We start from the raw sequence: 15,342 nt of genomic DNA on the forward strand, positions 1-15,342 counted from the left end.
CTCCACATCTGAACTGGTCCACCGCTATGTTTAGGAAACGGAGGACCGAGAATGGCAAACAAGCGACCGAAGCCCGAAGAGATTGTGTCGAAGTCACGGTAGGTTGAAGTCTGATGGGACAAGACATGCCCCGTCTGGATGCGATCGGACAGATTGGCGTTTTTGAACAGACCTATTACCGCAGGCGCAAGCAACACGGTGGGAGGGGCGTGGATCAGTTGAAGGAATTAAAGCGACTGCAGAAGGAGAACGATCGGCTGAGACGAGCTGTGTCGGACCAGACCCTGGACAAACTCATCCTGAAGGAAGCAGCTCGGGGAAACTTCTGAGCCCCGCCCGTCGGCGAGCCTGCAACGACCTGATCCGCAGCGAGATGAAGGTGTCGGAACGCCGGATCTGTCGGGTGTTGGGGCAGCATCGATCAACACAACGATATCAGCCACGCGGTCGAGAAGATGAAGAGCGGCTTGTGGCCGACATGATCGAACTGGCTAGGGAGTATGGTGGCTACGGCTATCCTCGTGTTGCCGTCCTACTGCGAGATGCAGGCTGTCAGGGACTGGATTGCGGCTGTCGGGACAAGGACAACCTACATCGAGCCGGGATCGCCTTTGGAGAATGGCTACTGCGAGAGCTTCAACGCCCGCTGCCGCGACAAGCTGCTCAACGGCGAGATCTTTTTCAGTCTGCGAGAGGCACAAATCCTAATCGAACAATGGAGGAGGCACTACAACACGAAAAGACCACACAGCGCATTGGACTACCGCTCTCCGCCACCAAAAGCTAGGTTTCTGTTGAACCAGCGGCCAATCATGCGGAAAAGATCGGCCCAGTCAAACTAGGTGAATTAGTCTCGATGTGATCTGACACCGCCCCCTTCTCAGCACGCTGAACTGGGGGCGGCGCATCTCTTGAAGGAGATGATGGTTGATCGTTTTGATGGTGGTGCAAACCCAACCGCAAAACGAGGCAACCACAATGCTGAACTCTACTGATAAGATCATCAAACACAAAACCGGTCTGCTGAAACTGGCCGAGGAACTGGGCAACGTCAGCAAAGCCTGCCAGGTGATGGGCTACAGCCGTGACACGTTCTACCGCTATAAATCAGCAGTCGAGGACGGAGGTGTCGAAGCCCTGTTTGAGCGCACCCGGCGCAAGCCTAACTTGGCCAATCGGGTTGACGAGGCGACCGAACAGGCGGTCATCAAATCCGCCACCGATTTCCCGGCCTATGGCCAAGCCCGCACCTCCAACGAGCTGCGCAAACTGGGCATCTTTGTCTCGCCATCCGGCGTCCGGTCGATCTGGCTGCGACATGATCTGGCGAACTTCAAGGCTCGCCTGAAAGCCCTGGAAGCCAAGGTTGCCGAAGAAGGGGGCATCCTGACCGAGGCTCAGGTGCAGGCCTTAGAAAAGAAGAAACTGGACGACGAAGCCTGCGGCGAGATCGAGACTGCTCACCCCGGTTATCTGGGGTCACAGGATACGTTCTATGTCGGCACGCTGAAGGGCGTCGGGCGGGTCTACCAGCAGACCTATGTCGACACCTATTGCAAGGTCGCCCATGCCAAGCTCTATACGACCAAAACCCCGATCACTGCCGCTGATCTGCTGAATGATCGCGTCCTGCCATTCCACGATGAACACGACCTGCCGGTGCTGCGGATCATGACGGACCGGGGCACGGAATACTGCGGCCGGGCCGACAAGCACGACTACCAGCTCTTCCTGGCCATCAATGACATCGACCACACCAAGACCAAGGTGAAATCGCCCCAGACCAACGGCATCTGCGAGCGGTTCCACAAGACCATTTTGCAGGAGTTCTATCAGGTCGCGTTCCGCAAAAAGCTCTACGACAGCATCGGTGCGCTGCAAACGGACCTCGACGAATGGCTGCATAACTACAACCACCAACGCACTCATCAGGGCAAAATGTGTTGCGGCAGAACGCCGTTCCAGACCATGATTGAAGGCAAGCAGATCTGGAAGGAAAAGTTCGTGAACTGAACTTGGCCTGACAGACGCCGCCGGAAAAACGGCCAACTGTCAGATCACATCTGAACCACTACAAACTAGGCCACCCAGCACAATGAGATTTTCTCACCTGCCAACTGACCATAATGGCAACCGATTTTACCCAAAGCCCTATTTTTCTGCTAGCCTTTTCCCATAAACGTCAACCTCCCGCAGTATTCGCATTGCCTGTGTCAACCGATCACCAAGCACCTCTTCAAGAGTGCCCCACGCCTGGTACTCTCCGGCCATTGAGTTAAACAAGAAACTCTCTAATTCTTGCGTCTGTCGGCTGCTTGCAAGAAACCCACTCAGATAATCATTGTCGCCTGTCTTAGCGCAAGGGTCACTGTCAGAGAACTCACTTCTAGCCCACTCGTAAAGTGCAATATCGTACTTAAGATTGGAGAGATTAACATCAACCTTGATGTCCTTCCTAGCCCCTTTATTGGCCTCTTTTACCCCGCAGGATACTCCAAGCTCACTGAGTAGGGAATTCGCGCTCGCAGCAAAGCTGTCTGTGAAGTAGACGTGACTAAACGCTTGCAGAGCTTTCTGCGCACGTTCAAATGGCGTGAGCGAGTTGTTTTTTCTATCCGCGAGCATTGGAAATCGGTTGATGATAAACCACGTCATGGGGTTCTTTTGTCGCCCGAGCCAAGCTTGCATGTCGAATGGGATTCCTTGGCGCTGCCTAAGGTCCACTTGATACTGCGCCTCGCTGACCAGCCTTTCGACCGGATCCCGCATCCCTGTAAATAGGACAGGGTTTGTAAGGTAGTGCAGCATCTGTTCATGAACGCTATGCCCCCAAACCAATTTCAAGCTCTCGTAATCCTGTATATCCAAGAACTCAGGCCTACGATCCCTCCAATTCATTATGATGCTAGTGTTCTGGTAGAACTGATGAACTGGAAGATTCTCTTTTGCCATTCGGAGGAGACTTGTTCCCGCGCACTTCGGAATGTGAAGGCCTATATAGGTCCGGCTCATTACACCTTAACCTTTCTTGAAGACAGTTTGACCATCCAGGTTCGAAGCAGTGCTTCACTAAGTGAAGGATCAGCTTGAAGGATAGTTGCAGATGGGGCGAGCGAAACTTCGGTTCTCGCCTCCCGCTCAATACGAAGCCCGCACTCAGATAGTATCTGCCTTAGCTGGAATGGTGTCAGCTTGTTTAAGGATCCGCCAATTCTCATTGTCTTAGGAAAAACCCGGCTGAAGTCCTTTTGATAGGCAATGTGTGCCCATGGTTGCGCCCGAATAAAGTAGGGGCATTTGGTACAATCAACTGGGTTCAGCATTCGTTCAAATCTTTCACCCCACTGAAAAGGTCGATTTTTTGAAAGACGCACCCTATGTTCATTTGACGCCGCACATTTCTCTTCTTGATCCCAGCAATCTTCTGCCAAAAAAACCACATCTCCCTTGCCTTTGACTTTGACAAAGCCGTGGTCGTGCGAACCGGCAGGGTGGTAGTAATTGTCGTGGTTCGTAAAAAAAACTCCCCCCAGACCTAAAACCGAGGAAACTGCAGAGATGCTTTCATGAAGTGACTGAATATGCTCAGTTACCGTGTTGCAGAAAACCAAATCAAATTCTTCATCGCCAATGTCGGAGATTGATTTTGTTGCTAAAGTTACACCGCGCTTCTTAGCTTGGTGAACGTATTCCTCAGAAAAGTTCACCCAACTGTCTATTCCGACCACACTTTTTGCCCCGAGTTCGCGAAATGCTAATGCAAATGCACCGTCTCCACACTCCCAGTCTAGTACGTTCTTGCCAACGATGTCGTCTTCCGAGAAAAAACCGGCGCTGATTAATCCCTTGATCTCTCGTAGCCGTTGATTGAACCTTTCGTTCGGTACCATTTCTTGCATCTGACATCCTTTACAGTTTTCGTCGAAGCTCATTTCTGCTCGACGCTTTGCTTGCGATCAGTACTGAAGTGGATAAATCCACGCAACCGCGTCTAGCTCCCATTTTTTTTGGACCTTTTTTCGCAGAAGATCAGACGCTGGCTTACACAATTTGAGAGCGTAGCGGATATCAATTTCATGCGCTCCCTACGCCAGCGCTTGATCTTAGTCGGTGGTTCACGCCTTTGTTTGAACAGTTTGAACAGCGGCAACTACGCTGCAGATTTCTCTTGAAGTTGGTCCTCTTTCCAAAAACCGCGCACCTCCTAGGTTGTAGAGTTCAGGTGGTCGACATCACTATCGCCAATTCAAGCCCTTCAACATAGCTCTCGCATTGGCACGCTCATTGAAGCTAGAATAGGGACTTCGCTGTACCTGTTGCCTCCAGGCCCTCCGCAGTTATGATTTTTTTGTATTTTTGTCAGCGTAGCTAGTCAGGATTGTTGGTCTTCAGGATAGTCTCGAATCGTAGCAGGAACGATGCTTTCGCTCAGCCGCTGCGAGAAAATGGTTCTGAAACCTTTCACCAAAAAAACTGACTCTGCTGAGAAGGCGGTGAACACAGAAGTCTAAATAGTCGATCCAGAAAGCAACACGTGACTTCCTGGCTTGCACATCTTTAACAGCGACATTTTGCTCTTCCTCCACGCGTTGCAGTTTGGTTTGCTCTCCGCCATTTCGCGGCTCCTTACTAAGGTAGTCAAAATAGATCCGCTGCATTTTTTGAACTGCGTCAGGGTAGTTTTGAGGCCGCAGCCCTGAGTTCTCAAGAGCCTGGTTAAGGCCCGCGAGATCGATATCGGATAGGTCACTAAGCTTCTCAAGAAGGCCAATTTCCTGGTGATCTTGCGCCATGCTCTCAAATTTGATCCCGAATTCACTGCGAAGCCAATCGACTTCGGAATAGTCGGCAAAATCCTGGAACAGCCCGGGACGCGCCCTTCCCTGCCCTGCATAGGACCGCACCACTTGCCATTGGAACTTCTTAAACGCTTGGGTTACGCTCGCGTCTCCCGTGGTTAGTACGCCTGACCTATTAAAGTTAAATAGCAAACGCGCTGCATTGAACGACATGCTCTGGTTGCTTCGCAGTTCCTTCGCGACGGCTCCATATATCCCTGCACGTGCGCAAAAGTCTGACACAACATCGCCGTCTTTTAGCTGGCTTAGCTCAAAAGGTCGAACGCATACCGCATGTTTGGGTAGTTCTGAAAGAAAACCTGAGAGCCGGCTTTTATAGTGAGGGCGATAAAGATTAGGGATAGAGCGATCACGATGCTTCACCCCCTCCTGGAACACTGAGGCAGCGTAGTGGGTGGGCTCTCGAACGTAGCAAACTACGTTCACCGTCCAGCCATGCCGATCGAAAAACTCCAGAAGCGCGTGCTTCTCCGGGATTGTCAGGTTTCCAATGTCTTCACCGCTAATCACTATCCGATCTCGGTCGCGACGCTGAAGCATCCTTGACAGGTTTTGACGGTAAACATCTCTTTTTTTTGAGATTTCCGCCCTTGAAAGCCCCTGCGACTTCCAAACGTGGTAGTCTTCAAAGTTCGTTCGGAAAGCCGTGAAAATCGGAATAGAGTGATTGGGTTCCTCGAAAGTCGCATAGAAGACACTTCCGTCATCATAGCCGCGCAAGGCGTTCTGAACTGATGTTGAACCCGTTTTGTGCATTCCGATGTGTAGCACGGCTGTTCTTTGCATTGGGGCGCTCTTGGGCTGATTTGGCTTTCTGTGATCGGCAAGAAACACTAAAACGCATAGTGGCGCCAGCAGTATTGGCTAGGCAGTCGCACCCCGTGAGAAGACTGCAAACCTGTCCGAAAATGTGGGACCACTTCACCCAACCAAATGGTGCCCCCGTCTCAAAATGGTCTGCCGGAACTTATGGCAAATCGGCAACCTAGGTGGGATGGGAACCGACCAACTGATAGAGCTCAAACGGCTCAAGATGGGAAACGAGCGGCTGCGTAAGGCCGTGTCAGACCTGACCCTGGACAATCTCATCCCGAAGGAAGCAGCTCTGGGAAACTTCTGGACATAGGCTCCAGTGTGATCCTATGCAAATCGAAACGAATTCGCCCACATCTGAGAAGTCCCCCCAAAAATGACAACCGTATCCAGAAACAAACCAACTCGCGGCAGAATGCTTTTGGATACGCTTCGCCAGGGTCATTCCACACCTTTGGAAGCCGAAACGGAGGGGGAGTTTCCACTCACCCTAGCACAGCACACTTTGCTGGCCTCACAGGATCTGCACCCGAACATTGCGGTTGCAAATGTCTCGCATGCCTGGGACCTTCATGGGCTGCTTGACCCCATTGCATTACAACGTGCCTTTGGTCGATTGGTGCAGCGACACGACGCAATGCGTATGTCGATCACTCGTGACAAGGGTCACTACGCTGCGTTCTTTGCCGACAGGCTTGATTGCACGCTACCCTGCGAGATCATCGATGGTCGAGACACGGAAGCACGTCTGGTGTCGGTAAATGCGCAGATCGAACAAGCGGCGCTGACCAGCCTACCTATTGGCGCAAACCGGCTCTGGACCGCACGTCTATTCCGCATCGCAAAGGACCACCATGTTTTGGCGGTCACAATGCACCATCTCATCTGCGATGATTGGTCTTGGCGCATTCTGTTGCGCGACCTCTTCACTTTCTACCAGAGCGAAACAAACGGAACAGAGCCCGATCTGCCCCATCTGAGCAGCTTTCGATCCTATCTCGCACAACATCGCGCCGCCGCTGAAGTCTTGACAGAAACCATCTGGCCGGAGATCGACTGGCCTACTTCCAACACCGACTTGCTCGAACAGCAAGCGGTGGAGTTCGAATGCGTAGAAACTAACTTGGTCACCGCTGACTTTAATGTTCTGAAACAGGCTGCCCGAGTAAACAACTGTACACCGTTCACCTTTTTCCTCGCCTCCTACCACCTGCTCCTGAGCCTGTATTGTGATCAACTCGAGCTCGGAGTGTCTTCTTCGGTTGCAGATCGCACCACGAGCCTTAGTCAGCAATGCATTGGCGCACTCATCCGGGACCTGCAGTTAGGCGTGTCCCTCTCCGGCCTCAAGAGCTTCTCTGATTTGTTGCGTGCTTGTAGCACGTCAGTTCAATCGGCGCAGGCCTCACCTGATGAACAAATCAATCTGGGCCGTGCAACCATCGGATACTATAATGCGCCCGAGTTTACCCTCCCGGATTGCGGGATAACCGTGAAGGATCGAGGCACCCCGAAAGGTGTAACCGCAATCAACCTGCATTTAGATCTTGTACCCAGCTCGGAAGGTGTCCGCATCCTGCTTCAGGGACAACGCCGATACTTCAACAGACAGCAGTTGGACCGCCTTCTCAATTGTTTTGTTCGCATTGTGACACAAGTCATAAGAACCCCATTTATGGATCTGGCTGATATTGCCCTGACCTCACGCGCTGAGGCCCTTACCCAAGCAGAGCGTTCCGTTAATCTAAGCCCCTTGCCTGAAGGCGATGCGATCGACTGTTTCACTGCGATCGCGCGGTCACATCCGATGAGCATTGCTCTAGAAACCCCAGTCAAGCAACAGAGCTATCTTGCCCTTGAGGAAGAGACCAATGCCTTGGCGCATTGGCTGCACGCTAAAGGCCTTGTCGAAGGCGACCGAATAGGTGTGTTAGCCCCGCGTGGGTCTTTGGTGTTTAAGGTCTGGATCGCGGCATTGAAAGCGGGCCTTGTGGTGATACCGATGGATATCGAGCTTACTGAGGCTCGGCTCAGTTCCATGCTGCAAGAAGCACGCTGCCAATGGGTGATCAGCCCTAAGGCGGGACATCGCGTCGAAACAAGCGGAGCGGTCACGTTCCTCACCCCGCCCTCGATGAGCGAGCAAGACGTACTCCCCGTCACTCCGCCGATCCGCAAAAACAAAGATCCCCGTCGTGTTGCGTTTGTCATGTTCACTTCAGGCACCACTGGCACACCAAAAAGCATCCCAATCTCGCACCAAGCTCTTATACGCTTGGCGCTTGGCGGGGCACACCTGCCAGTCGGACCGGGCGATCGCTTGATCCAGCTTGCTTCTCCCGGTTTCGATGGCAGTTTCATCGAGCTTTGGGGAGCCTGGCTAAAAGGAGCAACATTAGTGCTCTGTGAAAAGCCAGTGTTGGCCGAAGGCGGGCTTGCCGCTGAGTTCCAAGCGCTTGCGCCGACCGCCAGTTTCATGACGACCAGCCTGTTCAATACAATGGTCGATACCAATCCTGGCTTGTTGGCTAAACTACGATACCTGGCCATCGGCGGGGAAGCCGCCTCGCCCTCACATTGTCGTCGCGCCCTAGAAAGGAACAGCCATCTGGTGCTATCCAATGGCTATGGCCCGACAGAGAATACCGGATTTACAACGACCTACCATGTTCACCCCGAAGATTCCGGGGCCTCGGTGCCGATTGGGCGTCCGCTGCCAAACAACATTGCGCTGGTGTTATCTCGTTACTTAACCCCGGTTCCCGACGGGTTTGCCGGTGAGCTTCTGGTTGGTGGCGCAGGGTTGGCCAGCGGCTACGAAAATCAGCCTGAGCTGTCCGCCGAGCGTTTCATTATTAAAGATGCAAAGAGCCTGTACCTGCCGTTGGAGGGATCAGTAACGCTTTATCGCACCGGAGATCGAACCCGGTGGAACTGCGATCGGGAAATCGAGTTCCTTGGTAGGCGGGATTCCCAGTTCAAGTTGCATGGTCACCGGATTGAACCTAGTGAGGTTGAGGCCGCAATCATGGAGTTTCCTACCATTGGACGCGTCGGCGTCATCCCAGACTTCGCACCGGGGCAGGATTACGCGGTTGGAATCTTGGCCTTTGTAGAAGCTGCTCGGAATGCAAAGCTGGACGAATACGCATTACGCGCTTTCCTGACGACCCGACTGCCACGATCACACCGCCCTACCCGCTATATTCAATCTTCTTCCATACCGCTTACAAAGAACGGTAAGACCGATGTGCGAGCCTTGGTTGAATTGCGGAGGGCAGATGCAGACGCAGAACCCTCAACGCTCACCAGCCAGGACCAGTTGACTGCGATCTGGCAGAATGTCCTCAATCGGAGCAAGATTCCTGAGAATGTGGATTTTTACGCGCTTGGTGGTACGTCACTATCCTTGGTGCGCATGTTGCTGGAAGTCGAAGAGCAACTCGAAATCGAGATCGACTTTTCAGAAATCTCGGATGATCCAACCTTGGAAAAGCTTCGCATCCTCGTGGCCAATTGCCCTCAGTCAAGCCGGGGAGATCTCCGGCATCTGCGTGTACTGAAACAAGGCGACCCAGCTTTACCTCCTCTGGTTCTGATGCCCACCGCCAACGGTGCCAGTGCCTGGGCTGTGGACATCGTATCGCATATGAGGACACCAAACACAGTCTTGGCCATGGCCTTTAACCTCAGCGAAACCGCGGCGCCGAAGGTTGATTGGGTCTCTGGCCTCTTGGACAAATTTCTGCAAGATATTCGAACCTATGTAGGGGACAAGCCGATTGCCATTTGCGGTTACTCCTTCGGTGGCGCCTTAGGGGCCTACTTGGCTGGCCAAGCGCAAGCGCATGGGGTTTCAGTGACGCAGTTTATCAATATTGATGGTGGTTGTCCCAATGGTTGGGTTGCGCCAGGACACACAGCCAGCGATCGACAAGACGGGTTGTTTGATGACTGGTTTCGCCTATATCCGGCCACGCCAATCGAGGTGCCCATGCACCTGATAACAGCGGAGCGCCGGTTTCCTTTTTTTCCTCAGAACATTGGTGCAAGTTGGGCACGCCTCACCAAAGAGGAGGTCTTTGAGTATGGGTTTGATACCTACCACGCACTGCTACCAAAACCGCCCATGGCGCAGCAGCTTGCCAAGTGTCTGGACCGGATTCTCGAGGGAACCATGCCGCCAACGCACATTCTGCCAGCCCAGCATAACGAGGAAGAGACTTGGCTCCTCAATCGCTTAAAATCCCTGTCACGTGAGGGGAGATTGGGTGACGCAAGCAAATTGTTGGATGACGCTTTCAAAGCGCAAAATGAAGCACCCGAGTGGATGTCTTTGGGCCTTATCCAACTCGCGCTAAGTAGCAGAGACGAAGCGCGCCTAGAAGAGTTGCGGAAGGTATTTGCCCCGTCCACACGATCTCCTGCAGTTTTAAACGCTCTGCGCAGAAAGTCAGGTGACCAATGGATGGGATTGCTTTGGCAAGTCTACGAGAAATCAGGACCTGATATGAGTGGTGCTGTCCCTTTGGTCACGCAGCTCATGCAAAATGGACGGAAGGTTCAAGCTAGGCGGGTCTTGCGCAAACTGGAGAACTCTAGACGACATAAGACCGAAGCTGCCATAGCGCGCTCTGTTATCATGGCATTTAACCAGGGGGCTACGCCAGCCGCGCAGCATATGTCTAGGGCCTTGTCGGGAAGCAACGTAGGCCCAGGGCATATTCTCTGGTGTTCACAGTTCTTAGCCAAGCATGGTGAAATTGAGGCCGCGAGAAAACTGCTTCATGCCAATCGAACCCGATTTCCTCGCATGATGCAGGAAGCTGACGAGGAAATCACTCATGGGGCCAAAACCAGTCGTGAGGCCTGCAAGAAAGGTTTGCATTCAGGACGGAGAAGACCTGGTTATGAGTATGTACTCCTAGTTTTTCTGCGGTGGTACAGGACCATTCTTCATCGACTATACAGCGGGTGATCCAGCCAGGTTTTTTCGTAGATCGATTACTTTGCGCGAGACTTGGGTTCGGCAAGGAAAAACCAGGTTAAGTTTTCTTGAAAAGAAGCCTATTGGAACGGGCATCAGCCCCTATCGTGGGACCCTAGATAGACCCGCCCTTTTTTGTGGATACAGGTGGTAACAACTCTGGGGGACTTTCAACTTTGTGATCGGAGACTTGCTCTGCAGAAATCCTCGCACTCTCATCACAGGGTGCATCAGTTTGTTTAGCCAAAAACTGTTGTTCGCCTTAGTAATGCCTCCCGACCAAAAATGAGCTGCCTCCCGAAAATCGGACACTGACGTAAGCTACGATTTGTTGTCTGCTGATCTTCGACGAGAAGGAGATCAGAGATGTCGAAACGGAAGCAACATGCGCCTGAGTTCAAGGCGAAGGTAGCGCTGGAAGCACTGAAGGGTGAGTAGACGGTGACTGAGTTGGCCAGCCGGTTTAGGGTTCACCCGACAATGATCCACAGCTGAAAGAAGGCGTTGCTGGAAGGCGCGTCCGGCGTGTTCGAACGCGGTGGCATGAAGGCCCCTGAGATTGACAAGGAGCAGGTCAAGAAGTTGCACGCCAAGATCGGGGAGCTGGCTGTGGCCAACGATTTTTTTGTTACGAAAGCTCAAGCCGTGGAACGGCAAGTGAGGCGCAAGGTGATTGAGCCCGCCAACACCCACCTGTCAATCGGCAAACAGTGCCAGCTGCTGTCGATCTCACGGTTGTCATTTTACTACCAGCCCAAGGGCGAGACGGCGATGAACCTGATGCTGATGCGCCAAATTGATGAACAATTCCTTTAGACACCGTTCTTTGGCGTTCAGCAAATGACCTGGCATCTGCGCAACGAGGGTCATCTGGTGAATGAGAGAGGGGCTTAGGGTTCCACGGAAGCAACCAAAGAAAGGGCGGCTCTGGCTGAATGACGGATCATGCATCCGGCTCCGGCCGAAGCATCGCAACCACGTCTGGTCCTATGATTTCGTTCACTGCAGGACAGATGATGGCAAGGTCTTCCGGACGCTGAATATCCTGGATGAGTACAGCCGCGAATGTCTGGCGACTAAGGCAAAGCGCAAGCTGAACTCGACAGACGTGATCGATACCGCCCGTCGGCACCCGAAACCATCATCGCAACGGAATCCAGGCCGATCATGCACTAACAATCAACTTGGACCGGTCAGATGACGCTGCTCACTACAACCGCTAACGCCCACATTCCGCCCTTGGCGGCAAGCCACTAGCCGTGGTCTATTGGCTAATAGACGGCGAAATCCAAACCGGTCAGCAGGAGCAAAGAGTAGATTAATTCAGCCGGAAAACTGTCCAAACATTGGGGAGTAGCTCAAATTAAGTCCCTGGTCGCCCTTCAGAAGCCTCGATTATCGACATTATTAAGCGAATCAATCTATCAAATCGTAGTGACGCGATCGCAGAGAGAGTTGACCCATTGAACAAACTAACAAATATGTTGACCAGCCGCTCTGAAAAACGTGCAAAAAAGCACCTTTCAAACATCCAGGAGCGCCAAGTCACCTGCTATTTTTGTGGAAGCTTAATCCAGGCCCAAAGCCCCCAGTCCTTTGAGACCTGGGACCTAAGCAGGTCTCTCGATCATTTCGTGATATGCCCTAATGGCCATGTACAAGAATTCGGATGGGATCCAAAGGGCAAGTAACACTCTTCCCCCGCATGTGAGCCTCTCTCTTTGAGCCTACTCACTGCTCGCTTGCGGAAGGGGAGGCGAGTTCATCGCAAACAAACACCTAATACCTGAAGTGTCCGTCGTCAGAGTTTTTGGGTCCAATGGCGTCCTGAACTAAGAGAGAGTTCGGCTCATCTGGTTGGTGTGATTATGCTGCGCGTTTACTGTGATGCAAGCGTCGCGTTTCAAGCGTCTTTTGTTTGATCCTTTCCCTTTGTTCCAGAATGGCTGTGCCACGCCCGAAGTAGACATCTGCGGGTGTGACGTTGCCCAGGCTCTCGTGATAGCGTTGGTGGTTGTAGTGGTGGACAAAGGCTTCGATCTGGGCTTCAAGATCGCCGGGCAGGAAGTAGTTTTCCAGCAGTATCCGGTTCTTGAGGGTTTGATGCCAACGCTCAATTTTGCCCTGCGTTTGGGGATGATACGGTGCGCCACGCGTGTGCTTCATGCCTTTGTTTTGCAACCATTCAGCCAGATCAGTAGAGACGTAACTTGAGCCGTTGTCGCTGAGAAGACGTGGCTTATGAACGACATGAACCTGATCGCAACCTGATGCCTGCAACGCCAAGTCCAGTGTCTCAGTCACATCCTCTGCCCTCATGGTCGTGCAAAGCTTCCAGGAGATGATGTAGCGGCTGTAATCGTCCAAGATCGTGCTGAGATAGAACCAGCCCCAGCCAAGGACTTTGAGATAGGTAAAGTCGGTCTGCCAAAGCTGGTTTATGGCCGTCGTCTTGTCTTTGAATTCGTTTGCGGCTTTGAGCACGATGAAGGCGGGGCTGGTGATCAGGTCGTGTGCTTTCAGGATCCGATACGCCGAAGCCTCTGATACAAAGTAGCTTTCTTTGTCCGTGAAGGTCACCGCCAGCTCTCGTGGCGACAGTTCGGTCTCCTTCAGCGCCAGCTTCACAACTTTGCGCCGAACCTCATCAGGGATACGGTTCCAGACATGCTTTGGCTTGGGGGATTGGTCTTGCAGCCCTGCCTCGCCACGCTGCAGGTATCGATCATACCAGCGATAGAACGTGGTGCGCGGGATACCAAGTTTGGCTAGCGTTTGGCGGGCCGAAAGATGCGATCCCTCAACCAGCCTGATGATCTCCAGCTTCTCAGATGCGGCATATCTCATTCTTGGTCGCCCCCATCGTCGATCATGCTTTTTTTGAGAAGGCGCAATTCCAACGTTTGCTCCGCCACGACCTCTTTCAGATCACGTGCCTCGCGGCGCAAGTTCTTGACTTCATCGGTTGTGGCCGCACGGGCCGTATCACCAGCCAGTCGGCGCTTCCCGGCCTCCATGAAGTCCTTCGACCACTTGTAGTATATGCCTTGAGAGATGCCCTCACGGCGGCACAGTTCGGCGATGCTATCCTCACCACGCAGGCCGTCCAGCACGATGCGGATCTTCTCTTCTGCGGAATACTGTATGCGCGTTGCCCGTTTGATATCTTTGACGATCTTCTCGCCAGGGCTCTTACTTGTCTTTCTCATCTTCCACTCCTCGGTGGTTACGATGAGCCAGAAACTCTCTCTTATCAAATCGCCCTATTTGGACCCATAAGCCCTAACGTCAGACACTTCGATGTTTTGCTGCGCTTCAATCGCTGAAATGTCTGCGGACATTCTAACCTCACCCTTCCCAATCCCTTAGAGAATCTCTTTCAGGTACTCCTCGAACGTACCGAATGCGGTTCGCATCTCATCCTGATACGAATGCCGGTTGTATACAGCAGCAACGCCGCTGACAGTGCCCGAAGCATGATTCAGAATCTTTTCAGTCACGTGGATTGGGGTGCCTAGCTTCGCCATTGTGCTGCTGAAAGTTCGTCGTAGATCATGCAGAGTGTACGGTTCAATGCTGATCTTGCTGTCGAAAGTCCGTTTCGAACGAGAGAACCCGTTGAATGGGGTCTCGTTACTCAGGCGCGATGGGAACAGGAGGTCTGTTCCTTCGGGAAGCTCATCAATGATGGACTTAGTCATGCCACTTAAAGGAAGAACATGCACTCGGTTGTTTTTCACGATTTCAGGCGGGAAAGACACTGTGTCACCGTCAATCCAACTGCGCCGCAGGTTGGTGATCTCACCGCGCCGCTGACCTGTAAGTATGAGGAGTTTGACGATAGTCCCAAATGGGTAGCCAATCTCATCTGCACGCTCCCAGACAGAACGCAGTTCGTTGTCATTGAGGACGCGGTTTCTCGGGTTCGACCGGAAGGTCAAGGGAGGGACTGGTGAGTTTTCGATATATCCCCGCTTCCAGCACCAGTTCATCATAGTTCTGATGGCAACAAATGCATGTTTTTGTTCTGAAGGTGTGGATTTCAGCTTGTCCAAGATTCTTACCAACATATGGCGGTCAATATCTTCAAGTGGACCGGTCAATAGAAAGTGCTTGTACAGAAGACGGGTGTACTCTTCGACCGTGCGTGGCTTGTTTCGTTTTTCACAATCCGCCAAGAACATCCGTCGTGCGTCTTCGAATTTGAGAACTGGTCGGGCCGGTTTGTTTGGGCTCTCCAGAGCGAACTCAGCTTGAATTCCCTTCGCACGGGCGCGGGCCTCAGAAAGAGACATATCAGGGTATCGCCCAATCGAATGCCTCTTCCGTTTAGGGCCACATATGGCGATGAAGGTCTTCGTACCGCCTTGTGAAATGCGCACGCCAAATCCTGGCAGGGCGTCGTCGAAGTACGTCTTCTGGCCCTTCTCTGGGGCTTTCAGACGTTTTATCTGTGCGTCAGTTAGGCTCATCTTAGGCTCACAATTCTCGTGCGTTTACGTGATCTGCAATGAATAGCTATGTGTGGGTAAAACGGCTTAAATCACTGAAAAATAACACTAGATGTTCAAGTGTGACAAGCTATGAATATCACTGTCCTACAACTTTTAATCAGTGGGTCGTAGGTTCGAATCCTACACGGCTCACCACTTTGCAAACAAGGGCCGGGCGGCATGCCCGGCC

The 15,342-nt window shown here is 52.5% G+C and carries 8 protein-coding genes and 3 pseudogenes; 6 read left to right on the plus strand and 5 right to left on the minus strand.

Translation table 11 applies throughout. From position 1 onward, the window contains the following. Nucleotides 1–51 precede the first annotated feature (51 nt). Nucleotides 52–842 (plus strand): annotated as a pseudogene (locus tag ACO07D_RS07915) (integrase core domain-containing protein). 136 nt (nucleotides 843–978) lie between these two features. Then, complete coding sequence (locus ACO07D_RS07920) at nucleotides 979–2,013, plus strand: IS481 family transposase (RefSeq protein ID WP_421705010.1); 1,035 nt, start codon at nucleotides 979–981, stop codon at nucleotides 2,011–2,013. A gap of 138 nt (nucleotides 2,014–2,151) precedes the next feature. Here ACO07D_RS07920 and ACO07D_RS07925 read toward each other — a convergent pair whose 3' ends face one another. The 3 genes from ACO07D_RS07925 to ACO07D_RS07935 form a co-directional block, all read right to left on the minus strand. Continuing rightward, nucleotides 2,152–3,012: a sulfotransferase family 2 domain-containing protein gene (locus tag ACO07D_RS07925; RefSeq protein ID WP_421702412.1), complete on the minus strand. Its 861-nt coding sequence runs from the start codon at nucleotides 3,010–3,012 to the stop codon at nucleotides 2,152–2,154. Then, on the minus strand, nucleotides 3,012–3,932 hold the full coding sequence (locus ACO07D_RS07930) for a class I SAM-dependent methyltransferase (RefSeq protein ID WP_421702413.1): 921 nt from the start codon (nucleotides 3,930–3,932) through the stop codon (nucleotides 3,012–3,014). Before ACO07D_RS07930 ends, ACO07D_RS07925 begins: the two co-directional genes overlap by 1 nt. A gap of 456 nt (nucleotides 3,933–4,388) precedes the next feature. Beyond that, complete coding sequence (locus ACO07D_RS07935) at nucleotides 4,389–5,645, minus strand: hypothetical protein (RefSeq protein WP_421702414.1); 1,257 nt, start codon at nucleotides 5,643–5,645, stop codon at nucleotides 4,389–4,391. Nucleotides 5,646–5,847: 202 nt separating this feature from the next. Here ACO07D_RS07935 and ACO07D_RS07940 point away from each other — a divergent pair. The 4 genes and pseudogenes from ACO07D_RS07940 to ACO07D_RS07955 all read left to right on the plus strand — a co-directional run. Continuing rightward, nucleotides 5,848–5,970: pseudogene (locus tag ACO07D_RS07940) on the plus strand (IS3 family transposase); the annotation flags it as partial. A gap of 78 nt (nucleotides 5,971–6,048) precedes the next feature. Continuing rightward, nucleotides 6,049–10,650 carry a non-ribosomal peptide synthetase gene (locus ACO07D_RS07945; RefSeq protein WP_421702415.1) on the plus strand — a complete coding sequence of 1,534 codons (4,602 nt, stop codon included), beginning with the start codon at nucleotides 6,049–6,051 and terminating at the stop codon, nucleotides 10,648–10,650. A gap of 513 nt (nucleotides 10,651–11,163) precedes the next feature. Further along, entirely contained in the window at nucleotides 11,164–11,475 is a 312-nt protein-coding gene (locus ACO07D_RS07950) for a hypothetical protein (RefSeq protein ID WP_421702416.1), read from the plus strand. A 64-nt stretch (nucleotides 11,476–11,539) separates the two neighbouring features. Beyond that, nucleotides 11,540–11,776 (plus strand): annotated as a pseudogene (locus ACO07D_RS07955) (IS3 family transposase); the annotation flags it as partial. Nucleotides 11,777–12,525: 749 nt separating this feature from the next. Here the strand turns inward: ACO07D_RS07955 and ACO07D_RS07960 are convergent. Both ACO07D_RS07960 and ACO07D_RS07965 read right to left on the minus strand, forming a co-directional pair. Further along, nucleotides 12,526–13,868, minus strand: a protein-coding gene (locus ACO07D_RS07960) for an IS3 family transposase (protein ID WP_421702417.1) whose coding sequence is annotated in 2 segments (ribosomal slippage) — nucleotides 12,526–13,541 and nucleotides 13,541–13,868 — 1,344 coding nt in all. Because the reading frame shifts where the segments join, the coding sequence is not laid out codon by codon here. A 156-nt stretch (nucleotides 13,869–14,024) separates the two neighbouring features. Further along, nucleotides 14,025–15,131, minus strand: a complete 1,107-nt coding sequence (locus ACO07D_RS07965; RefSeq protein WP_421702418.1) for a tyrosine-type recombinase/integrase — start codon at nucleotides 15,129–15,131, stop codon at nucleotides 14,025–14,027. Nucleotides 15,132–15,342: the final 211 nt, after the last annotated feature.

Origin of the sequence: Aliiroseovarius sp., from assembly GCF_965228805.1 — a bacterium.
In the GTDB taxonomy this organism is placed as follows: domain Bacteria; phylum Pseudomonadota; class Alphaproteobacteria; order Rhodobacterales; family Rhodobacteraceae; genus JASBTN01.